General features: G+C 64.7%; 19 protein-coding genes and 2 tRNA genes. 7 read left to right on the top strand and 14 right to left on the bottom strand.

Going from position 1 to position 21,318, the window contains the following annotated elements:
- Positions 1-99: 99 nt before the first annotated feature.
- Both leuD and leuC read right to left on the bottom strand, forming a co-directional pair.
- Complete coding sequence (gene leuD / locus F0Q45_RS08175) at positions 100-696, bottom strand: 3-isopropylmalate dehydratase small subunit (protein WP_149653461.1); 597 nt, start codon at positions 694-696, stop codon at positions 100-102.
- 24 nt (positions 697-720) lie between these two features.
- A complete protein-coding gene (gene leuC / locus F0Q45_RS08170; RefSeq protein ID WP_149653460.1) occupies positions 721-2,148 on the bottom strand; it encodes a 3-isopropylmalate dehydratase large subunit in 1,428 nt (475 codons plus the stop codon).
- A gap of 53 nt (positions 2,149-2,201) precedes the next feature.
- Between leuC and F0Q45_RS08165 the strand changes: the two genes are divergently transcribed.
- Positions 2,202-2,903 (top strand): IclR family transcriptional regulator, encoded by a 702-nt coding sequence (locus F0Q45_RS08165; RefSeq protein ID WP_149653459.1) that lies wholly within the window; start codon positions 2,202-2,204, stop codon positions 2,901-2,903.
- Between the two features lie 202 nt (positions 2,904-3,105).
- The gene (locus tag F0Q45_RS08160; protein ID WP_149653458.1) at positions 3,106-3,618 is read left to right on the top strand and encodes a PPOX class F420-dependent oxidoreductase; all 513 of its coding nucleotides are present in this window, start codon (positions 3,106-3,108) and stop codon (positions 3,616-3,618) included.
- Positions 3,619-3,623: 5 nt separating this feature from the next.
- On the opposite strand, the gene F0Q45_RS08155 is transcribed toward F0Q45_RS08160, so the two are convergent.
- The 4 genes from F0Q45_RS08155 to F0Q45_RS08140 form a co-directional block, all read right to left on the bottom strand.
- Positions 3,624-3,696, bottom strand: a tRNA-Glu gene (locus F0Q45_RS08155).
- 85 nt (positions 3,697-3,781) lie between these two features.
- Positions 3,782-3,853: transfer RNA gene (locus F0Q45_RS08150), tRNA-Gln, on the bottom strand.
- Positions 3,854-3,970: 117 nt separating this feature from the next.
- Positions 3,971-5,458: a glutamate--tRNA ligase gene (gene gltX / locus F0Q45_RS08145; RefSeq protein ID WP_149653457.1), complete on the bottom strand. Its 1,488-nt coding sequence runs from the start codon at positions 5,456-5,458 to the stop codon at positions 3,971-3,973.
- Positions 5,455-6,252, bottom strand: coding sequence for a fumarylacetoacetate hydrolase family protein (locus F0Q45_RS08140; RefSeq protein WP_149653456.1), 798 nt, complete (start codon positions 6,250-6,252; stop codon positions 5,455-5,457). The genes gltX and F0Q45_RS08140 overlap by 4 nt, the downstream gene beginning before the upstream one ends.
- Before the next feature lie 250 nt (positions 6,253-6,502).
- Between F0Q45_RS08140 and F0Q45_RS08135 the strand changes: the two genes are divergently transcribed.
- Positions 6,503-7,780: an MFS transporter gene (locus F0Q45_RS08135; RefSeq protein ID WP_149653455.1), complete on the top strand. Its 1,278-nt coding sequence runs from the start codon at positions 6,503-6,505 to the stop codon at positions 7,778-7,780.
- A 41-nt stretch (positions 7,781-7,821) separates the two neighbouring features.
- On the opposite strand, the gene F0Q45_RS08130 is transcribed toward F0Q45_RS08135, so the two are convergent.
- Together F0Q45_RS08130 and serA are read right to left on the bottom strand one after the other, a co-directional pair.
- Positions 7,822-8,832, bottom strand: coding sequence for a 3-isopropylmalate dehydrogenase (locus F0Q45_RS08130; RefSeq protein WP_149653454.1), 1,011 nt, complete (start codon positions 8,830-8,832; stop codon positions 7,822-7,824).
- A gap of 73 nt (positions 8,833-8,905) precedes the next feature.
- Positions 8,906-10,492, bottom strand: coding sequence for a phosphoglycerate dehydrogenase (gene serA, locus F0Q45_RS08125; protein ID WP_149653453.1), 1,587 nt, complete (start codon positions 10,490-10,492; stop codon positions 8,906-8,908).
- 84 nt (positions 10,493-10,576) lie between these two features.
- Between serA and F0Q45_RS08120 the strand changes: the two genes are divergently transcribed.
- Positions 10,577-12,007, top strand: coding sequence for a phytoene desaturase family protein (locus F0Q45_RS08120; protein ID WP_149653452.1), 1,431 nt, complete (start codon positions 10,577-10,579; stop codon positions 12,005-12,007).
- Complete coding sequence (gene wrbA / locus F0Q45_RS08115) at positions 12,004-12,606, top strand: NAD(P)H:quinone oxidoreductase (RefSeq protein ID WP_149653451.1); 603 nt, start codon at positions 12,004-12,006, stop codon at positions 12,604-12,606. The genes F0Q45_RS08120 and wrbA overlap by 4 nt, the downstream gene beginning before the upstream one ends.
- 57 nt (positions 12,607-12,663) lie before the next feature.
- Here wrbA and ilvC read toward each other — a convergent pair whose 3' ends face one another.
- The 3 genes from ilvC to F0Q45_RS08100 are packed head-to-tail and all read right to left on the bottom strand — an operon-like array spanning position 12,664 to position 16,049.
- On the bottom strand, positions 12,664-13,665 hold the full coding sequence (gene ilvC, locus F0Q45_RS08110; RefSeq protein WP_149653476.1) for a ketol-acid reductoisomerase: 1,002 nt from the start codon (positions 13,663-13,665) through the stop codon (positions 12,664-12,666).
- Between the two features lie 33 nt (positions 13,666-13,698).
- A complete protein-coding gene (ilvN, locus tag F0Q45_RS08105; RefSeq protein WP_149653450.1) occupies positions 13,699-14,205 on the bottom strand; it encodes an acetolactate synthase small subunit in 507 nt (168 codons plus the stop codon).
- The gene (locus F0Q45_RS08100; RefSeq protein ID WP_149653449.1) at positions 14,205-16,049 is read right to left on the bottom strand and encodes an acetolactate synthase large subunit; all 1,845 of its coding nucleotides are present in this window, start codon (positions 16,047-16,049) and stop codon (positions 14,205-14,207) included. The genes ilvN and F0Q45_RS08100 overlap by 1 nt, the downstream gene beginning before the upstream one ends.
- A 361-nt stretch (positions 16,050-16,410) precedes the next feature.
- Between F0Q45_RS08100 and F0Q45_RS08095 the strand changes: the two genes are divergently transcribed.
- Entirely contained in the window at positions 16,411-16,788 is a 378-nt protein-coding gene (locus F0Q45_RS08095; protein WP_262490917.1) for a PH domain-containing protein, read from the top strand.
- 59 nt (positions 16,789-16,847) lie between these two features.
- On the opposite strand, the gene F0Q45_RS08090 is transcribed toward F0Q45_RS08095, so the two are convergent.
- Positions 16,848-17,696 (bottom strand): DoxX family protein, encoded by an 849-nt coding sequence (locus F0Q45_RS08090; RefSeq protein WP_149653447.1) that lies wholly within the window; start codon positions 17,694-17,696, stop codon positions 16,848-16,850.
- Between the two features lie 216 nt (positions 17,697-17,912).
- Here F0Q45_RS08090 and F0Q45_RS08085 point away from each other — a divergent pair, with 216 nt between their 5' ends.
- Positions 17,913-19,034, top strand: coding sequence for a PQQ-dependent sugar dehydrogenase (locus F0Q45_RS08085; RefSeq protein WP_149653446.1), 1,122 nt, complete (start codon positions 17,913-17,915; stop codon positions 19,032-19,034).
- 126 nt (positions 19,035-19,160) lie between these two features.
- Here the strand turns inward: F0Q45_RS08085 and F0Q45_RS08080 are convergent, their stop codons facing one another.
- Together F0Q45_RS08080 and gatB are read right to left on the bottom strand one after the other, a co-directional pair.
- Positions 19,161-19,697, bottom strand: coding sequence for a flavin reductase family protein (locus F0Q45_RS08080; RefSeq protein WP_149653475.1), 537 nt, complete (start codon positions 19,695-19,697; stop codon positions 19,161-19,163).
- 110 nt (positions 19,698-19,807) lie between these two features.
- Entirely contained in the window at positions 19,808-21,316 is a 1,509-nt protein-coding gene (gatB, locus tag F0Q45_RS08075) for an Asp-tRNA(Asn)/Glu-tRNA(Gln) amidotransferase subunit GatB (RefSeq protein WP_149653445.1), read from the bottom strand.
- Positions 21,317-21,318 lie beyond the last annotated feature (2 nt).

Here is a 21,318-nt window from a genome sequence, read left to right as displayed (position 1 = left end):
CCGGTTGCCGCCCTTGACCGGTGGCCGGCCTCGGAATGAGCCCGGCTCACCCGCGTCGCGCGGGTCCGCAAGAGCCGAAATTCCGACCGGCTCGACCGCTCAGGGGATGGGTAGGGTGCGCGGTTTCCACGCCGGGTAAGCCGCCTCATATGACTCGATTTCGTCGAGTTTCCGCAGCGTAAGGGCGATATCGTCAAGACCTTCGAGCAGCCGCCAGGCGGTGTGGTCGTCAATCTTGAACGGCAGCACCACTGTTGCAGCGGTGATAATTCGATCTTGAAGATTGACAGTGATTTCCAAACCCGGACTCTGCTCGATGAGCTTCCAAAGCAGTTCGACGCCGTCTTGGTCGACTTCGGCCGCCAGCAGCCCCGCCTTGCCCGCGTTGCCGCGAAAAATGTCGCCAAATCGAGATGAGATAACCACCCGGAATCCGTAGTCCATGAGCGCCCAGACGGCATGTTCGCGCGAGGATCCGGTACCGAAATCGGGTCCGGCGACCAACACCGACCCCCGATCAAAGGGGCTGAGGTTTAGCACGAAGGACGGATCCGAGCGCCAGCTCGCGAACAAGCCATCCTCGAATCCGGTTCTGGTCACGCGCTTCAGAAAGACCGCCGGAATGATTTGGTCGGTGTCAACGTTCGACCGACGCAACGGCACACCAATGCCGTTATGGGTGTGAAAGGCTTCCATGCTTTGTCCTCATTCCGTTTGGAATCAATTCAAATCGGCCGGCGCGCTGAGCGTGCCGCGAACCGCGGTCGCCGCGGCAACCGCAGGCGAAACCAGGTGCGTACGGCCGCCCTTGCCCTGCCGCCCTTCGAAGTTGCGGTTGGACGTGGCAGCGCACCGCTGCCCGGGTGCGAGCTGATCGGGATTCATCCCCAAGCACATTGAGCATCCCGCTTGCCGCCATTCGGCGCCGGCGGCGGTGAAAATATCACCGAGGCCCTCTCCTTCGGCCTGAGCACGAACGCGCATCGACCCCGGAACGATCAGCATCCGCACGCCCTGGGCCACGGTGCGACCGCGCAACACGTTCGCAACCACCCGCAAGTCTTCGATGCGACCGTTGGTGCACGACCCGACGAACACGGCATCGACCGAGATATCGCGCATGGCCATTCCGGGCCGAAGCCCCATGTAGGCCAACGCTTTCTCGGCGGCCTGCCGCTCGGCATCGTCGGTCATCAGCGTGGGATCGGGCACCGATGCCGCCAGCGGTACGCCCTGGCCAGGATTGGTGCCCCAGGTGACAAAGGGGCTCAGCGCGGCGGCGTCAAGGTATACCTCGGTGTCGAAGATGGCGCCCTCGTCCGTGCGGAGCCGCTGCCAGTACGCCATTGCCGCATCCCACTGGGCGCCGGTTGGCGCGTGCGGGCGACCACGTAGGAACTCGTGCGTGATCCGGTCCGGAGCCACCATGCCGGCTCGGGCGCCGGCTTCGATGCTCATGTTGCAAATTGTCATCCGGCCTTCCATGGACAGCGATTCGATGGCGCTGCCTCGGTATTCGATGACGTGGCCCTGCCCGCCTCCGGTACCGATCTTGGCGATCAACGCCAGAATGACGTCTTTGGCCGATACGCCCGCGGGCAACCGCCCGTCCACATTGACCGCCATCGTCTTGAACGGGCGCAGCGGCAACGTCTGGGTTGCCAGCACATGCTCGACTTCGGAGGTGCCGATGCCCATTGCCAATGCGCCGAAGGCACCGTGGGTCGAGGTGTGGCTGTCTCCGCAGACGATCGTCATTCCCGGTTGAGTCAGCCCCAACTGGGGTCCGACGACATGCACGATGCCCTGCTCGATGTCGCCCATCGGATGCAGGCGGATCCCGAATTCGGCGCAGTTGCGACGCAAGGTCTCCACCTGAGTCCGCGAAACCGGGTCGGCAATCGGCTTGTCGATATCGACGGTCGGCACGTTGTGATCTTCGGTGGCGATCGTTAGGTCGGGGCACCGCACGCCACGGCCGGCCAGACGCAATCCGTCGAATGCCTGCGGGCTGGTGACCTCGTGCACCAAATGCAGATCGATGTAGATCAAGTCGGGCGCGCCGTTTTCGCCGGGCACCACCACGTGGTCGTCCCAAACCTTCTCCGCCAGCGTGCGCGGCCTACGCGGTCCTGTATCCGCCGACATCCTCGCCTCGATTCCACTGTTGATCTCAAACTATGAGACGTTAGTATTTCATTATGAGACAGCATAGCGGCATCGGCGTCCTCGACAAAGCCGTGGCAGTCCTGCATGCGATCGCGGAATCTCCCTGTGGGCTAGCCGAACTGTGTGAGCGGACCGGCCTGCCCCGCGCCACCGCCTACCGGCTAGCGGCTGCCCTGGAGGTGCATCGCCTAGCGGGTCGCGACGAGGAGGGTCGGTGGCGACTCGGCCCCGCGGTAAGCGAACTCGCGGTACGGGTCGATGATCCACTGCTGGCCGCAAGCGCGGTGGTGCTGCCCCGGTTGCGCGAGACCACCGGCGAGAGTGTGCAGTTGTATCGGCGTGAGGACACCTCGCGGGTCTGTCTGGCCGCGCTGGAACCGGCTGCGGGCCTTCGGGATACCGTTCCGGTCGGGGCACGGCTACCGATGACGGCCGGCTCGGGCGCCAAGGTCTTGCTGGCCTACAGCGACGCCGCCACTCAACAGGCAGTGTTAGCAACGGCGAAATTCAGCGACCGGGCGCTGGCCGAGGTGCGACGGCGCGGGTGGGCCCAAAGCGTGGCCGAACGCGAGCCCGGAGTGGCCAGCGTTTCGGCGCCGGTGTGCGATGGTCGCGGTGTTGTGATCGCTGCCATCTCGGTCTCCGGGCCCATTGACCGGATGGGCCGGCATCCGGGTGCGCGCTGGGCCGCCGATCTTGTGGCCGCGGCCAAAGACATCACGCGGCGGCTGTAGCAGCGTTTGTCACGACCGTGCTTTTCCCCCCCGCACTGCAGTCTTGACCGCCGTCGCGGCGTTCGACGCCGGCGGGTCGGGGAGCTCTCGGGCACCGGGGGTTCGGCGGTGCCGGGAGTCGCTCTTCGGCAGCCCCGCGGCGACTGGCCCCACCGGCTGACGCAGCCGCGTAGGCGTCAAGACCACCTGACACACTGACGCGATGGGAACCAACCAGCGCGCCAGCATTGTCATGTCCGAGACCGAGATCACCGAATTCGTCACCACGAGTCGTACCGGCACGCTGGCCACTATCGGCCCAGACGGCCATCCGCACCTGACGGCGATGTGGTACGCCGTAGTCGACGGCGAAATCTGGCTGGAGACCAAAGCCAAGTCGCAAAAGGCGGTCAACCTCCGCCGGGATCCGCGGGTGAGCTTCCTGCTTGAGGACGGCAACACTTACGACACGCTGCGTGGAGTGTCCTTCGAAGGCATCGCGGAGATCGTCGACGATCCTGACGCGCTGCACCGGGTAGGGGTCAGCGTGTGGGAGCGTTACACCGGCCCCTACAGCGAAGAAATGAAGCCGTTCGTGGACCAGATGATGAACAAGCGCGTCGGCGTCCGCATCGTCAGTCGCCGCACCCGCTCCTGGGATCACCGCAAGCTGGGGCTGCCGCACATGCCGGTGGGCGGATCCACTGCACCAGCCGCAGTGGGAGCCGATCGGTGATTTTGTAGCCCCGATGGGATTCGAACCCACGCTACCGCCGTGAGAGGGCGGCGTCCTAGGCCGCTAGACGACGGGGCCGGGAAACCGATCCAGAAATGATCCGGAGTGTCAGCATAGCTCACCCCGGAAACCCCACCTAATCGCTTGCGGTGGTGGGATTTTGCTGGGGTACCAGGACTCGAACCTAGAATGGCTGAACCAGAATCAGCTGTGTTGCCAATTACACCATACCCCATTGGCTGCCTAAACCACTGGTCAGAGCCCATTTCACGGATCCTAACCCGTGTCGAGACCGCTGCTGCCAGCCATTGTCGGCCGACGTGCAGACTACCAAAGAGTCAGCCTGCAATGCTCACGCGTGCCCGAACCGCGCGCGTGCTGCGCGCAGCCGCTGCAGGGCTCGGTCCCGGCCGAGCAGCTCCAACGACTCGAACAACGGCGGACTGACCGTCGTCCCGGTGGCGGCGACCCGGATCGGGCCGAACGCCTGACGCGGTTTCAGCGCGAGGTTTTCGATCAGCGCGCCTTTGAGGGCTTCCTCGATGTGGGCTTTGGTCCAGTCGGCTGCACCTTCGAGTGCGGCCACCGCCGCGTCAAGTACCGGCGCCGCATCGTGACCCAACTCCTTGGCCGCGGCCTTGGGGTCGATCGCGTACTGGTCGTCGTTCAGGAACTTCAGCAGATCCCACGCGTCACCCAGCACGACAATTCGGGTTTGCACCAACTCCGCGGCAACCGCGAAGGCTGAGTCACTCAAGTCGATGTGGTAGCCGTGTGCCTCGAAATAGTTGCCCAGCCGCTGGGTGAAGTCGGTGGCCTCGAGCATCCGGATGTGCTCGGCGTTGAGCGCGTCGGCCTTCTTTTGGTCGAAGCGAGCCGGGTTGGAGTTCACATCGGTAACGTCGAACGCTGCCACCATCTCACTGAGGCTGAATAGGTCATGATCGTCGGCGATCGACCAGCCCAGCAGCGCAAGGTAATTCAACAAGCCTTCCGGAATGAAGCCCCGGTCGCGGTGCGCAAACAGATTCGACTGCGGGTCGCGTTTGGAGAGTTTCCTGGTTCCCTCCCCCAAGACCGTTGGTAGATGGGCGAATTCGGGGATTCGCTGCGCTACCTCAATCCGGCTCAAGGCCTGATACAGCGCAATTTGACGCGGGGTCGACGGCAGCAGGTCCTCACCGCGCAGCACATGGGTGATCTTCATCAGCGCGTCGTCGCACGGGTTGACCAAGGTGTAGAGCGGATCGCCGCTGGCGCGGGTCAACGCGAAATCGGGCACCGAGCCGGCCGCGAACGTGGTGGGTCCGCGGACCAGGTCGTTCCAACTCACATCGGTGTCGGGCATCCGCAGCCGCACCACCGGCTTACGGCCTTGCGCAAGGTACGCCGCCCGCTGGGAGTCGGTCAGGTGGCGGTCGAAATTGTCATAACCCAACTTGGGGTTGCGGCCGGCGGCGATATGGCGGGCCTCGACCTCCTCTGGCGTCGAGAACGCGTAGTAAGCCTCGTCCGCCTCGAGCAGCTTGGCGATGACATCGCGGTAGAGCTCGGTGCGCTCCGACTGCCGGTATGGCCCGTAGGGTCCGCCTATCTCCGGGCCCTCGTCCCAGTTCAGGCCGAGCCAACGCAGCGCGTCCAGCAGCGCCAGATAGCTCTCCTCGCTGTCGCGGGCCGCGTCGGTGTCCTCGATGCGAAAGACGAAGATGCCGCCGGTGTGACGGGCGTAGGCCCAGTTGAACAGCGCGGTGCGCACCATGCCGACATGGGGAATACCAGTGGGTGATGGGCAAAAGCGAACCCGGACGCGGGTTTCTTCTTCAGGAGCTGCTGCAGTCACGGCTTTCCTTTGCGGACTACGGGATTGGCCAGGCAACCGATGCTCTCGATGGTGATGGAGACGGTGTCACCATCCTCGATGGGGCCGACTCCTGCGGGCGTTCCGGTGAGGATGAGATCTCCCGGCAGCAACGTCATGACGGCCGATATCCATTCCACAATGGCGCCAACGTCGTGGATCATCAGCGAAGTGCGGGCGTGCTGTTTGACGTCGCCATTGACTTCAGTGCGCAATTCGAGGTCAGCAGGGTCGATATCGGTGAGGATCCACGGCCCAACAGGACAGAATGTGTCGTGGCCTTTCGCCCGAGCCCATTGGCCGTCGGCCTGCTGCTGATCGCGTGCGGATACGTCGTTGGCAATGGTGTAGCCGAGGATGTTGGCGGCGGCCCGCGCGGCGGGGATATCCTTGCACGGCCGGCTAATCACGATGGCCAGCTCGCCCTCGTAGTGAACCGGTGATGCGTTGGCGGGCAACCGGATTGGTACATTGGGACCGATAATCGCGGTGTTGGGCTTGAGGAATATCACCGGGTCCGCCGGTACTGGGCCCGTTTGGCCGCCCATTTCGGCGATGTGGTCGGCGTAGTTCTTGCCGACGCACACCACCTTGCTGGCCAAAATCGGGGCCAGCAGCCGAACATCGGCTAATGGCCATGAGCGGCCGGTGAAGGTCGGCGTACCGAACGGGTGCTCGGCAATCTCGCGGACGGTCATTCCCCCGGGGTCATTCAGCTGGCCTTCGATACTGACGAACGCGACTCCGTCAGGACTGGCAATTCGACCAAGGCGCATTCGGATGAGCCTAGCCGGGCTGCTTTTCCTCGGCGGGATGGCAGCCCCCAGTTCCAATCCCGCTGGTGGCCGGTTTCCGAGGCGACAGTGGGGCCTGGCCGTGGAGTCTGCCAGGCCGGCGCGTTATGGCGAATCCATGAGGTTTCATGGCAACTGCGGCGCGCTCACGTAGTGAAGTGAGTCTGGCCGTTGGCCGCCGGTCGGTCTTTCTGCGCCGCCAGTGAGCACACGTATGTGCGAGCATGAGCCAATGCCCTACGATCCGAGCGGCGCGGGCGGATTGAGCCGGTTCGCACGTTGGTCGATCGTGATCGTCTCGTTGGTGGTGACGGCAACTTCGTTTCTTTTCATCAACGGCATCGCTTTCTTGATTCCCCGGTTGGAAAACACGCGCGGAACCGGCCTGACGGAGGCAGGCCTGTTGGCGTCGATGCCCAGCTGGGGCATGGTGGTAACGCTGGTCGGCTGGGGCTACGTCTTGGACCGTGTCGGCGAGCGAATTGTGATGACCCTAGGGTCGGCTCTCACTGCGGCGGCCGCCTATGCCGCGGCATCGGTGCATTCGCTGACGTGGATGGGTGTGTACTTGTTCCTCGGCGGCATGGCGGCGGCCAGCTGCAACAGCGCCGGCGGGCGATTGGTGTCGGGTTGGTTCCCACCACACCAACGCGGCCTGGCGATGGGCATCCGCCAAACCGCGCAGCCGCTGGGAATCGCGCTAGGCGCCTTGGCAATACCCGAGCTGGCCGAACGCGGTGTGCATGCCGCGTTAATGTTTCCCGCCGTTGCGTGCACGTTGGCCGCGGTGGCCAGCCTCCTCGGCGTGGTCAACCCACCGCGAAAGTCCCGCGAAGCGGCCAGCGTAGCCGAGCTGGCCAGTCCGTATCGCGGGTCGGCCGTGTTATGGCGAATACACGCGGTGTCAGCGCTGCTGATGATGCCCCAGACCGTGACGGTGACGTTCATGCTGGTTTGGCTGATCAACCACCACGGCTGGAGCGTCACGGCGGCGGGCAGTTTGGTGACAATCTCGCAGCTGCTGGGCGCGCTGGGCCGCATTGCGGTCGGCCGCTGGTCCGACCACGTCGGCTCGCGCATGCGTCCGGTCCGCATCATTGCCGTCAGCGCCGCGTTGACCCTGTTTCTGCTGGCCCTCACCGACAACATGGACTCGCGCTATGACGTTGTGCTCATGATCGCCATCTCGGTGATCGCGGTACTCGACAACGGGTTGGAAGCCACCGCCATCACGGAATTCGCCGGACCGTATTGGAGTGGGCGCGCGCTGGGCACCCAGAACACCACTCAGCGCCTGATGGCAGCTGCCGGGCCGCCGCTATTTGGCGCGCTGATCACCGCAGCTGCCTATCCGCTGGCCTGGGGGCTGTGCGGCTTGTTTCCGCTGGCCGCAGTGCTATTAGTGCCGGTCCGGCTACTTCCGCCCGGCTTGGAGACCAGAGCGCGGCGGCAATCTATTCGCCGACATCGCTGGTGGCAGACCGTTCGATCCCGTGGAACGCCGACCTGACCGCACTGCCGATAGCGCCGGTGGGCGCCTGGCAACAGCGACTACAGCCGGGCGATAATCCGTTCGCCGACATCGACGGTCGCCCGCGATTGGCTCCCGCGAGTCGCTAAGTGGGACTCGACAGCCCGGTCGACGCGAGCTGCGGCATCGTCCTCCCCCAAGTGAGCCAATAAGAGCGCCACCGACATGATCGCCGCGGTCGGATCGGCGATGCCCTGCCCGGCAATATCGGGCGCGCTGCCGTGCACCGGCTCGAACATCGACGGGTTGGTCCGGGTCGCGTCGATATTTGCGCTGGCAGCCAAGCCGATGCCGCCGCAGACCGCCGCTGCCAGGTCGGTGATGATGTCGCCGAACAGGTTGTCGGTGACAATCACGTCAAAACGACCGGGGTCGGTGACCATATGGATAGTCGCCGCGTCGACGTGTTGATAGGCGATCTCGACGTCGGGGTACTGCTCGCCGATCTCCCGAACCGTCCGCCACCATAGCGACCCGGCGAAGGTCAGCACGTTCGTCTTGTGCACCAGGGTCACGTGCTTGCGGCGGCGCCACGCCCGATCGAAGGCGTCGGCAACTACTCGGCGCACACCGAATGCGGTGTTCACGCTGACCTCGGTGGCCACCTCGTTAGGCGTGCCGACGCGGATCGCGCCGCCGTTACCGGTATAGGGGCCTTCGGTGCCCTCACGCACCACCACGAAGTCGATGTCCGGGTCGCCGGCCAGCGGGCTGGTCACGCCCGGATACAGCCGGGCCGGCCGCAGGTTGATGTGGTGGTCCAGCTCGAAGCGCAACCGCAGCAACAAGCCTCGCTCCAGGACGCCGCTGGGTACCGACGGATCACCGATAGCTCCAAGCAGGATGGCGTCGTGTGCGCGCAACTCGTCGACTACCGAATCCGGCAATATCTCGCCGGTGCTATGGAAGCGCCGGGCGCCGAGGTCGTAGTCGGTCTTCTGCACGCCCGGTAGGACTGCATCGAGGACTTTGACCGCTTCGGCGACGACCTCGGGGCCGATCCCGTCGCCGGCAATCACCGCCAACTTCATCGGCGCCGCTCTCCCCCGCAAGCGGGTGGTGCCCCCACCTCATCACTTTGTTCTGCATCGCCGCCGGTGGGCCTCACGAAAGATCAACCACCTCAAGCTTGTTGGCCCCGACCGCCGCCACAATCGCCGACCGCACATCGTCGGGGACGTCTTGGTCCAGCCTTAGCAGGATCGTCGCGCGGGGACCCTCGATATCCTCGGACAGTTGAGCGGCATGGATGTTCACCCCGGCCGCGCCGAGCAAGGTGCCGATCTTGCCCAGCGCTCCCGGCTGGTCGACGTAGTGAACAATGAGATTGATACCTTCGGCCCGCATGTCGAAGTGACGGCCGTTGATCTGCACGATCTTCTGCGACAGTTGCGGGCCGTACAGCGTGCCGGACACATTGACAACTGAGCCGTCCGCGCCGACCGCCCGAACGTCGACGACACTGCGGTGGTTCGGACTTTCCGAGGCCGTGGTGATCTCGGCGGAAACACCTCGTTCAGCGGCCAGCGCCGGCGCGTTGACGAAGGTCACCGGATCCTCCACAACAGCCGAGAACAGACCCCGCAGCGCCGAGAGTTTCAGCACCTCAACCTCTTCGGAGGCGAGTTCGCCACGCGCCTGCACCGACAACGACACCGCAGGCGCGTCGGACAGCGCGGCCGCCAGCACCCCGAGCTTACGGACCAGATCCAGCCAGGGCGCCACCTCCTCGTTGACCACCCCGCCGCCGATGTTGACTGCGTCGGGCACAAACTCTCCTGCCAACGCCAGCCGCACGCTCTCGGCGACGTCGGTGCCGGCCCGATCCTGGGCCTCCGCGGTGGACGCCCCCAGATGCGGCGTGACCACCACCTGCGGCAGCTCGAAAAGCGGACTGTCGGTGCAGGGTTCCGTGGCGAACACGTCAAGGCCGGCCGCGCGCACGTGGCCGCTGCTGATCGCGTCGGCGAGCGCGGCCTCGTCCACCAGGCCACCGCGCGCGGCGTTGACGATGATGACGCCGGGCTTGGCCTTCGTCAGGGCCTCCTTGTCGATGAGGCCCGCGGTCTCCGCTGTCTTGGGCAAGTGCACCGAGATGAAGTCGGCTCGAGCCAGCAGGTCGTCCAGTGGCACCAACTCGATGCCCAGTTGCGCTGCTCGGGCGGCGGACACGTAGGGGTCGTAGGCGATGACGTGAGCGCCGAACGCGGCGATCCGCTGGGCTACCAACTGTCCGATCCTGCCCAACCCGACTACGCCGACGGTCTTGCCGAAGATTTCGGTGCCGGAGAACGACGACCGTTTCCAGCTGCGTTCACGCAACGAGGCGTCGGCGGCCGGGATCTGGCGAGCTGCTGCCAACAGCAGCGCCAACGCGTGCTCGGCGGCGCTGTGGATGTTGGAGGTGGGCGCATTGACCACCAGCACACCGCGGGCGGTGGCGGCGGCTACATCAACGTTATCCAGCCCCACCCCGGCGCGCGCCACGATCTTGAGTTTCGAAGCCGCGGCCAGCACCTCGGCGTCGACCGTGGTAGCCGACCGCACCAGCAGCGCGTCGGCCTCGGGCACCGCGGCCAGCAGCTTCTCCCGGTCAGGGCCATCCACCCAGCGCACCTCGACCTGGTCTCCCAGGGCAGCGACGGTCGATTGGGCAAGTTTGTCGGCGATTAACACAACAGGCAGGTTCACGCGGCCAGCGTAGCCGCGAGCGCCAGCGCCGCGAAGTCGGGTGCTGGGGTCGCCGCCGTCGGCTCAGTCGGCTGTAATCAGCGGGTGGACGTCACCGTCGTCGGCAGCGGCCCCAATGGGCTGAGCGCTGCTGTCATCTGCGCCCGCGCCGGTTTGAAAGTGCAGGTTATCGAGGCTCAGCCAACCTTCGGCGGCGGAGCTCGCAGCGCGGTCGACTGCGCATTCCCCGGAATTGTGCATGACGTGTGTTCGGCCGTGCACCCGTTGGCGCTGGCGTGCGCGTTTTTCGCCGAGTTCGACTTGGCCGCACGGGACGTGATGTTAGCCGTACCCGACATCTCGTATGCCAACCCGCTACCGGACCGGCCCGCGGCGATCGCATACCGTGATCTGACCCGCACCTGCGCCGAGTTGGACAACGGCACATCCTGGCGCCGGCTGCTCGGCCCACTGGTAGCAAGCTCCCGTGGCGTGGTTGAGTTCCTGCTCGGCGACAAGCGTTCGGTGCCCGGTTCGTTACTTTCCGTCGCGCAGCTGGGACCGCGGATGCTGGCCCAGGGCACCCCAGCGTGGTGGTCACTAGCCGGCGAGGATGCTCGTGCGTTGTTCACCGGTGTTGCCGCTCACGCTATTTCGCCCATGCCGTCGCTGGTCTCCGCAGGTGCCGGGCTAATGCTGGCAACGCTGGCCCATTCGGTGGGCTGGCCGATCCCGGTGGGCGGCAGCCAAGCTATTGCCGACGCACTGATCGCCGATCTGCTCAGTCACGGTGGTGAGCTGACGGCAGGCGTCGAGATCAACGACCCCCCTGGCGGTGTCGTCGTCTTCGACACCGCACCAACCACGCTGCTTCCCATCTACCGGGACACGATCCCCGGTCGGTACGCTAAGGCGCTGCAGCGCTACCGATTTGGCTCAGGCGCGGCCAAGGTGGACTTCGTGCTCAGCGACGAGATCCCATGGTCCGATCCCCGGCTAGCGCGGGCACCGACGCTGCACCTTGGCGGTACCCGGGGGCAGATGGCGCAGGCTGAGGCCGACATCGCGGCCGGTCGCCACGCCGAGTGGCCGATGGTGCTGGCCGCTTGTCCGCATGTCGCCGATCCCGGTCGCGTCGATTCAACCGGTCGCCGTCCCTTCTGGACCTACGCTCACGTACCGGCGGGGTCTGCGGTCGATGCGACTGAGACTGTGACGCGGGTCGTGGAACGGTTCGCGCCGGGATTCCGCGACGTCGTCGTGGCGGCCCGTTCGGTGCCCGCCGCCCGGATGGCCGACCATAACGCCAACTACGTGGGCGGCGACATCGCAGTGGGCGCCCATTCGGTCTGGCGCGCGATCGCCGGCCCCGCGCTGCGGCTGAACCCTTGGAGCACACCTATTCCCAAGGTCTACTTGTGTTCGGCGGCTACCCCGCCCGGCGCAGGCGTCCATGGCATGTGCGGCTATTACGCCGCGCGCACCGTGTTGCGCCGCGAGTTCGGCATCACCGACATGCCTAAGCTGACGCCATGACGAAACTCGCGATCATCTATTACTCGGCCACCGGTCACGGCACCACGATGGCGCGGCGCGTCGCCGCGGCGGCCGAGGCGGCCGGCGCTGAGGTCAGGGTGCGCCCTGTCACCGAAACCCGCGACCCGCAATCGTTCGCGCACAACCCAGCTTGGACGGCGAACTATGAAGCGACCAAGGAACTTCCGGTCGCCACCGGCGAGGACATGGTGTGGGCCGACGCGGTGATTTTCGGGTCCCCCACCCGGTTCGGCTCAGTGGCAGCGCAATTGCGCGACTTCCTGGACTCGCTGGGCGGGCTGTGGGCCGAAGGCAAGTTGGCCGACAAGGTTTATGCCGCCTTTACCTCCTCAAATACGCTGCACGGCGGCCAGGAGAGCACCTTGCTCACTCTGTACGTCACCTTGATGCATTTCGGCGGCATCATCGTGCCGCCGGGATACACCGATCCGTTGAAGTTCGTGGACGGCAACCCTTACGGGGTTGGCCTGGTCGCGACCCACGACAACATCCACGAGTTCGACGACGCTACCGGAGCGGCGCTGGAGCACTTGGCGCGCCGGGTGGTGTCGGTCGCCGAACGCACCGCGACACTGTAGCTACCGTGATGACACGCCGAAGAAGTCCACGATAACTACAGTTTCGACGCGACGGCGCTAGGCCGTCTCGGTGATGGGGCGGTCGACCCAGCTCATCAGGTCGCGCAGCTTCTTGCCGGTGACCTCGATGGGATGCTCGGCGTTCTCTTTGCGCAGCTGCTCGAGTTGCTTATTGCCGCCCTCAACGTTGGCGACCAGCTTCTTGACGAAGTCGCCGTTCTGGATGTCGCGCAGGATCTCGCGCATCCGGTCCTTGGTGCCGGCGTCGATGACGCGCGGGCCCGACAGGTAGCCGCCGAACTCCGCGGTGTCGGACACCGAGTAGTTCATCCGTGCGATGCCACCCTCATACATCAGGTCGACGATCAGCTTCAGCTCGTGCAGCACCTCGAAGTACGCCATCTCGGGCGGGTAGCCCGCCTCGACCATCACGTCGAAGCCGGCTTTGACCAATTCCTCAGTGCCGCCGCACAAGACGGCTTGCTCACCGAACAGGTCGGTTTCGGTCTCGTCCTTGAAGGTGGTCTTGATGACGCCGGCGCGCGTGCCGCCAATGGCCTTGGCGTAGGACAGCGCCAGCGCCTCACCGTTGCCGGTCGGGTCTTGGTCGACGGCGATGAGGCAGGGCACCCCCTTGCCGTCGACGAACTGGCGGCGGACCAGGTGACCGGGTCCTTTTGGTGCCACCATCGCGACGGTGACGTCAGCGGGCGGCTTGATCAGGCCGAAGTGAATGTTGAGTCCGTGCCCGAAGAACAACGCGTCACCGGCTTTGAGGTTGGGCTCGATGTCGCCTGCGAAGATCTCCGCCTGGGCGGTGTCGGGGGCCAGCAGCATGATCACATTGGCCCACTTGGCCACCTCGGCCGGCGTGTCGACCTCCAGGCCCTGCTCTTCGACCTTGGCCCGCGACCTGGAGCCCTCCTTCAGCCCGACGCGCACCTGCACGCCAGAGTCGCGCAGGCTCAAAGAGTGCGCATGGCCTTGGCTACCATAACCAATGACGCCGACCTTGCGGCCCTGAATGATCGACAGGTCGGCGTCGTCGTCGTAGAACATCTCTAATGCCACTGTTGAGTTTCTCCTTGTTAGTTACTTGGCAGTGCCGATACACCGCGGGCCGCGGGACAACGACACCATTCCGGATTGTGCGAGTTCGCGGATGCCGAACGGCTCCAATACTCGCAGCAGTGCCTCGAGCTTGCCGCGGTTACCGGTGGCCTCTACGGTCAGCGACTCCGGAGATACGTCAATCACGTTGGCGCGGAAGAGGTTTACCGCTTCGATCACTTGGCTGCGAGTACCCGCGTCGGCCCGCACCTTGATCAACGCCAATTCCCGGGACACCGAATGCTCGTCGTCCTGTTCGATGATCTTGATCACGTTGATGAGCTTGTTCAGCTGCTTGGTGACCTGCTCGAGCGGCGTCTCCTCACAGGAGACCACGATGGTCATCCGCGACATATTCTTTTGCTCGGTGGCCCCCACCGCTAAGGACTCGATGTTGAAACCGCGCCGGGAGAACAGCGCTGCCACCCGCGCCAGCACGCCGGGCTTGTCTTCGACCAACACCGACAAGGTGTGCGTTTTTGCGCTCATCACGCGTGCCCTTCGCTTTCGTCGTCGAACAGCGGACGGATGCCGCGGGCGGCTTGGATCTCGTCGTTGCTGGTGCCGGCCGCAACCATGGGCCACACTTGCGCGTCGGCGCCGACGATGAAGTCGATCACCACCGGGCGGTCGTTGATCGCCCGAGCCTGGTTGATCACGTCGACGACATCTTCTGCACGCTCGCAACGCAATCCGACGCAGCCCAGCGCCTCGGCCAGCTTCACAAAGTCCGGAATACGGTGCGAGTGAGTGGCCAGGTCGGTTTGCGAGTAGCGCTCCGCGTAGAACAGGCTCTGCCACTGCCGCACCATGCCCAGGTTGCCGTTGTTGATCAGCGCGACCTTGATCGGTACGCCCTCGATCGCGCAGGTGGCCAATTCCTGGTTGGTCATCTGGAAGCAGCCGTCGCCGTCGATCGCCCACACTTCGGTGTCCGGCCGGGCGAGCTTGGCGCCCATGGCCGCCGGGATAGCGAATCCCATGGTGCCCAGCCCGCCGGAGTTCAGCCAGGTGCGCGGCTTTTCGTATTTGATGAACTGCGCCGCCCACATTTGATGCTGGCCGACGCCGGCGACGTAGACGGCGTCCGGGCCGGCGATCTCGCCCAGCTGCTCGATCACATACTCCGGGCTCAGGCTGCCGTCGCTTTGCGGCCCGTAGCTCAGCGGATATGTCTTGCGAACGCCGTCCAGATACGTCCACCAGTCGCTGATATCCAGGTTGCCGGGAATTTCGTAGTGGCGCAGCATCGCGATGAGATCGGTGATAGCGGCTTTGACGTCGGCCACGATCGGCACGTCGGCGTTCCGGTTTTTGCCGATCTCGGCCGGATCGATGTCGGCGTGGATGACTTTGGCCTCCGGAGCGAACGAATCAAGCTTGCCGGTGACCCGGTCATCGAAACGGGTGCCGAGCGCGATCAGCAAGTCGCTGCGCTGCAGCGCTGCCACGGCGGCCACGGTGCCGTGCATGCCGGGCATGCCGAGGTTCTGCCGGTGGCTGTCCGGAAAGGCCCCGCGGGCCATCAGCGTGGTGACCACCGGGATGCCGGTCAGTTCGGCCAGCTCGCGGAGCTGTTCGGTCGCCTCGCCGCGGATCACGCCGCCGCCGACATACAGCACCGGCTTGCGCGCAGCGGCGATCAGCTTGGCGGCGGCACGAGTCTGGCGGTTATGCGGCCGGGTGTTGGGCTTATAGCCGGGCAGATCCATCCGCGGCGGCCAGCTGAAGGTGCATTGGCCCTGCAGCACGTCCTTGGGGATGTCAACCAACACCGCGCCCGGCCGTCCCGACGCCGCAATGTGGAACGCCTCGGCGAGCACTCGGGGAATTTCGTCACCGGAGCGGACCAGGAAGTTGTGCTTGGTGATCGGCATCGTAATGCCGGAGATATCGGCTTCCTGGAAGGCGTCTGTCCCGATTAACCCGCGGCCGACCTGACCGGTGATGGCGACCACCGGGATCGAGTCCATTTGGGCGTCGGCCAGCGGCGTTACCAGATTGGTGGCGCCGGGACCCGACGTTGCCATGCACACCCCGACCCGGCCGGTGACGTGGGCGTAGCCGCTGGCTGCGTGGCCCGCGCCCTGCTCGTGGCGGACCAGCACGTGGCGCAGTTTCTGGGAGTCGAACAGCGGGTCGTACACCGGCAGGACGGCGCCGCCCGGAATCCCGAAGATGACGTCGACGTCGAGTTCCTCCAGCGACCGGATCACCGCCTGCGCGCCAGTAAGTTGTTGCGGGGCAACATGTTTGGGTAGCGGCGCCGGAGGCTCGGCGCCGTTCGCCGCGCCCTGCGATGTCGGTGAGTCTGGCTTCGTCGGTGCGCTCACTGTGGTGTCAGTCCTTAGTCGGTGGAAATCTGGTTGGTGGGCAACAAAAAACCCCCGTCAGCTCAGCTGCACGAGGGTTGCGCGTTGGTGCTCGATGTGACCTAGTCAGGCACCAACGCGCCGACCAAGTACTACAAGCATTCTGGGGAGCATTCCAAGCTCTCCGGCGGTATTCATAGCATCTGACGGTAGCCTTCGCACAGCTCAACCGTCAAATCCGGGTGCCGCAGAGTCGCGAGCTTGAGTGTGCGCGCACGGCTCCTGGTGTGCTTCCAGGGTGACGACACGCCGCCTGACAGCAGCCGTCAGCACGCACTCGGTGCAGCACCGCCGAAACCTGGGCGGGTGGAAGGATATGAGGGTGGTTACTGGCTCACCGGTGGTGATCAAAGTGTCACCGATCGCGCACCTGGCTGTGGGATTCGCGACCCTGGGATTGCTGATACCCGTGCTGGCTTGGCCGCCGAGTTTGCCGTTGCTGCTCATACCAGGGCTTTTGTCGGCATTGATTGTCAGGCTGCGCACTGTTGCTGACAACCAGGGATTAACTGTGCGAACGCTGTTCGGTAGTCGGGCGGTGCGCTGGCAAGACATCGAGGGGCTGAGGTTCCACCGCGGATCGTGGGCGCGTGCCCGACTCAAAGACGGGTCAGAATTACGACTGCCCGCGGTCACCTTCTCGACCCTGCCCCAATTGACCAAAGCCAGCTCAGGCCGGGTTCCCAACCCTTACCGGTAATGGTGATCGCAAGCGCGGCGTAGCCGGGCGCAGCGGGTCGCCACGATCTGACCGACCGCTCAGGCCAGTGGGTTCACGCCATTGAGCAACACCCAGACGGTGATCCCTGCGGCGATGCCGGCTAACAACGCTACAAACGACCCGATAAAAGGCCGACTGGCCCAGCCGCGGCCCGCATCCAGGCCGTAGCGGCCGGGACCGCTCAATATGACGGCAACAGCCATTACCGCCAGGGAGATTTGGTATTCGTACCCGTCGGGCAGGAAGTAGCTGAAGTGCGAACGCGATCGCGCCGAGACTGTTGCGAGCAGGCCGTTGATCAGGAATGCCAGGGCACCCGCCGCGGCCAACGGGGTGAACAAACCCAGCACCAATAGCACCCCGGCGACGATCTCACCGCCGGCACCCACGTAAGCCAGGATATCCGCATGCTGATAGCCGACGTCGGACAGTGAGTTCTTGAATCCGGTTACCCCCGAGCCGCCCCACCAGCCGAACAGTTTTTGCAATCCGTGCGCGACCAATACCGCGCCCAGACCAACCCGCAGTATCAGCAGACCGAGATTCTGCGTGCCGCGCCGACCGGCGGCGCGTACTCGATCGTCATCGTCGGCGATATCGAGCCTCGCGGGCACGGCCGGCAGCTGCCGCCCCGCCTGCTGCGGCTGGACGTAAGGCAGCGGCTCCTGTTGGTCGATCAAGTGATATCCCGAGTTAACGACACCGGAATTGGTCGGGTCGTAGGGCGGGATGATTGTGGTCGTCCCGGTGCTTCCAGAATCGCCTGCGTATCTGGCGGGGATCAAGTCTTCTTCGGGGTCGACCAGGCTAGCCGAGACGGGACTCCCTGGGGCTGGCCCGGGAAAACCGTCCGGGCGCTGCCAATGTGATTCATTCGAACTGGTCACTCGTGCCAGGGTAAGGGCATTTGGCCATGAATTTGGGATTTGAGCGGCACTTTCGCCCGTTAAATCCGCACTTCGCCGCTACAAACCCCGCAGCAGCCCCACCGAAAGCCCGCCGACCGCCGCAAATCGGCTGCCGAGGAGCAAATTGCCTATTACAGAGGCGATGCCGGGGCCGTAGGTGGCGATGGCACGGACAGAGTCCGTAGCCTGTCGATCATGCGGATACGGCGAACGGTTCGGTGCGCGCTCGCTGCCGGGTGTACGGCGGTGCTGGTGTCGAGCGGTTGCGCGCGGTTCAACGACGCCCAGTCGGAACCCTTCACCACGAACCCGGAACTGCGGCCCCAGCCCAGTTCGACTCCTCCCCCGCCGCCGCCGCTGCCGCCCACACCATTTCCCAAGGCATGCCCCGCGCCGGGCGTCATGCAGGGCTGTCTGGAGAGCACCAGCGGCCTGATCATGGGCATGGACAGCAAGACGGCACTGGTGGCCGAACGCACGACGGGTGCCGTCAAGGAGATCTCGATCAGCGCCGAACCCAAAGTGAAGATGGTGATCCCCGTCGATCCGGCCGGTGATGGCGGCTTGATGGATATTGTGCTGTCGCCCACCTACTCACAGGACCGGCTGATGTACGCCTACATCAGCACACCCACGGACAACCGGGTTATCCGCATCGCCGACGGCGACGTCCCCAAAGACATCCTGACCGGGATTCCGAAAGGTGCTACCGGCAACACCGGCGCACTCATCTTCACCAGCCCCACCACGCTGGTGGTAATGACCGGGGACGCGGGGAACCCGGCGATGGCCGCCGACCCCAATTCGTTGGCCGGCAAGGTCTTGCGTATCGAGCAGCCCACCACCATCGGACAGGCACCGCCGACGACTGCGCTGACCGGCGTTGGCTCGGGCGGCGGCATGTGCATCGATCCCGTCGACGGCTCGCTGTATATCGTCGATCGCACCCCCGGCGCGGACCGGTTGCAGCGGATCACCAAGAAGTCGGAGATCTCCACGGTGTGGACGTGGCCGGACAAGCCGGGGGTGGCCGGGTGCGCGGCCATGGACGGCACCGTGCTGGTTAATTTGATCAATACCAAGCTGACGGTGGCGGTCCGGCTTGCGGCGTCAACGGGTGCGGTCACCGGTGAGCCCGACGTCGTGCGCAAGGACACTCATGCGCACGCCTGGGCGTTGCGGATGTCACCGGACGGCAACGTGTGGGGCGCTACGGTCAACAGGACCGCCGGGGACGCGGAGAAGCTCGACGACGTGGTGTTTCCGTTATTCCCGCAAGGCGGCGGGTTCCCACGCAACAGCGACGACAAGACCTAAACTCTCTCGGCGGTCAAACGATACGGGGGCTGTCCCGCGATTACAGGGGCCGCCGCGGGTCGGGGCCTTGTTTGTCTTTGCCTCGGGTGTGGCGCGATTGCCACGGCTCAGGATGACGTGATCGCGTTACGGCATATCGAGGGTGAACCTCACGCCGTATCGGCGTGTCACTTCACTGGGTGCATAGAACCGCCGTGTCGGCTCCTCCTGGCCGGGGTCGAGATCGAGATCAAGATCCGAGAGGTAAAGCAGTTCTTCGGAGCACTCGGGGGCCCACACTGCGACGGGCTCCAGCAGGTAGCACACGTGATCCCCGACATCGCTACGACTCGCAGTCCTACCCACGAACCACGCGACCGCTTCGTCGAGCATCGGCATCCCATACGGGCCGGCGCGCCACGAGCAGTGGGCGAATTTGTCGAGCTCATCCCCGGTTTGACTGCCGAACAGTTCGGCCAGGGCGCGCTGGCGCTGCGACAGGACGTGCACCGCCAGGTGCTGAGATCGGCTCGCCACCTCGCAAATGTGGTTACTTCTGGACATGCCGACCATGAAACTCGGGGGCTGCACGCTCGTCTGGGTGGCGAAGCTAACCAGACAACCCGACGGTTCACCATCGGCCTGGGTGGTCACCACGAATACCGGGGAGTCCAGCATCGTCATCAGGTCATCGAACGATTCAGCGATCACCTCAACATCATGAATTGCCACGACGTGTTTCGATACTTTTCGTAGCGATTTCGTAGAGACCAGTCCACGAACCTGCAGCCGGGCTAGCTCTGACCGCAGGCCGCCAATACCAGTTCGCGCACCCGGGCCGCATCAGCCTGACCGCGGGTAGCCTTCATCACCGCGCCGACGATCGCACCCGCTGCTGCCACCTTGCCGCCGCGGATCTTTTCGGCCACATCAGGATTGGCAGCCAGCGCCGCGTCGACGGCGGCCTGGGTCAGCGAGTCGTCGCGGACCAGCGCCAGCCCGCGAGCGGTCATCACCTGCTCGGGTTCGCCTTCACCAGCCAGCACCCCTGCCACGACCTCGCGGGCCAGCTTGTTGGATAGCTTGCCTGCCTCGACTAATGCCACGACCGCCGCCACCTGCGCGGGGGTGATGGGCAGTTCGCCCAACCCGACGCCGGCCTCATTGGCCTTCTGCACCAGAAAATTTCCCCACCAGGCGCGCGCATCCTGACTGGACGCTCCGTGTTTGACCGTGTCGGCCACAAATTCGACTGCACCGGCGTTGACCAGGTCGCGCATCACCTCATCGGAAATGCCCCACTCCTGCTGAATCCGCTTGCGTGTCAACCACGGTAGCTCGGGTATGGTCTGGCGCAATTCTTCGACCAGCTCGCGACTGGGCGCCACCGGCTCCAGGTCGGGTTCTGGGAAATACCGATAGTCCTCTGCGGTTTCTTTGACGCGGCCGGGGCTGGTGTACCCGGACTCATGAAAGTGCCTGGTCTCCTGGGTAATCTGGCCGCCGGCCCGCAGGATGGCTGCTTGGCGCTGCATCTCATAGCGGACAGCTACTTCAACGCTTTTGAGCGAGTTGACGTTTTTGGTTTCCGTTCTGGTTCCGAATTCCTTTGCGCCCCTTGCCTTTAGCGACACGTTCGCATCGCAACGCATCGACCCCTGGTCCATCCGGACGTCGGATACATCGAGCGCGCGCAACAAGTCTCGCAACGCTGTCACATACGCCCGAGCTACCTGCGGCGCCCGTTCCCCGGCACCCACAATGGGCTTGGTAACGATTTCGATCAGCGGCACGCCAGCACGGTTGTAGTCGATGAGGGACGTCGTCGCGCCGTGAATGCGGCCGGTCTCACTGCCGATGTGGGTCAGCTTGCCGGTGTCTTCCTCCATGTGGGCCCGCTCGATCTCCACCCGCCACGTGGTGCCGTCGTCCAGTGGCGCTTCGAGGTAGCCGTTAACGGCGATCGGCTCGTCATACTGCGAAATCTGGTAATTCTTAGGCATGTCGGGGTAGAAGTAATTCTTCCGGGCAAACCGGCACCAGGAAACGATCTCGCAGTTAAGCGCCAACCCGATGCGGATCGCCGACTCGACCGCAGCCCGGTTAAGCACAGGAAGCGACCCCGGCAAGCCCAGACAGACCGGACACACCTGAGTGTTGGGCTCGGCACCAAACGTCGTAGCGCAGCCGCAGAACATCTTGGTGGCCGTCGACAACTCAACGTGCACTTCCAAACCCAGCACCGGATCAAAGCGTTCGATGACCGCGTCGTAATCCAGCAGGTCGATCCCGGCAACCGTCATGC

Origin of the sequence: Mycobacterium simiae (genome assembly GCF_008370645.1) — a bacterium.
In the GTDB taxonomy this organism is placed as follows: domain Bacteria; phylum Actinomycetota; class Actinomycetes; order Mycobacteriales; family Mycobacteriaceae; genus Mycobacterium; species Mycobacterium simiae_A.
This window is presented reverse-complemented; position numbering and strand designations above follow the sequence as displayed.

Excerpts from the sequence above, each read along its gene's own strand:
- ilvN (WP_149653450.1), bottom strand. The coding sequence starts at position 14,205 with ATGAGCGCAAAAACGCACACCTTGTCGGTGTTGGTCGAAGACAAGCCC.
- F0Q45_RS08135 (WP_149653455.1), top strand. The coding sequence starts at position 6,503 with ATGCCCTACGATCCGAGCGGCGCGGGCGGATTGAGCCGGTTCGCACGT.
- F0Q45_RS08130 (WP_149653454.1), bottom strand. The coding sequence starts at position 8,832 with ATGAAGTTGGCGGTGATTGCCGGCGACGGGATCGGCCCCGAGGTCGTC.
- leuC (WP_149653460.1), bottom strand. The coding sequence starts at position 2,148 with ATGTCGGCGGATACAGGACCGCGTAGGCCGCGCACGCTGGCGGAGAAG.
- F0Q45_RS08165 (WP_149653459.1), top strand. The coding sequence starts at position 2,202 with ATGAGACAGCATAGCGGCATCGGCGTCCTCGACAAAGCCGTGGCAGTC.
- ilvC (WP_149653476.1), bottom strand. The coding sequence starts at position 13,665 with ATGTTCTACGACGACGACGCCGACCTGTCGATCATTCAGGGCCGCAAG.
- leuD (WP_149653461.1), bottom strand. The coding sequence starts at position 696 with ATGGAAGCCTTTCACACCCATAACGGCATTGGTGTGCCGTTGCGTCGG.
- F0Q45_RS08140 (WP_149653456.1), bottom strand. The coding sequence starts at position 6,252 with ATGCGCCTTGGTCGAATTGCCAGTCCTGACGGAGTCGCGTTCGTCAGT.
- gatB (WP_149653445.1), bottom strand. The coding sequence starts at position 21,316 with ATGACGGTTGCCGGGATCGACCTGCTGGATTACGACGCGGTCATCGAA.
- F0Q45_RS08085 (WP_149653446.1), top strand. The coding sequence starts at position 17,913 with ATGCGGATACGGCGAACGGTTCGGTGCGCGCTCGCTGCCGGGTGTACG.
- F0Q45_RS08080 (WP_149653475.1), bottom strand. The coding sequence starts at position 19,697 with ATGACGATGCTGGACTCCCCGGTATTCGTGGTGACCACCCAGGCCGAT.
- F0Q45_RS08160 (WP_149653458.1), top strand. The coding sequence starts at position 3,106 with ATGGGAACCAACCAGCGCGCCAGCATTGTCATGTCCGAGACCGAGATC.
- wrbA (WP_149653451.1), top strand. The coding sequence starts at position 12,004 with ATGACGAAACTCGCGATCATCTATTACTCGGCCACCGGTCACGGCACC.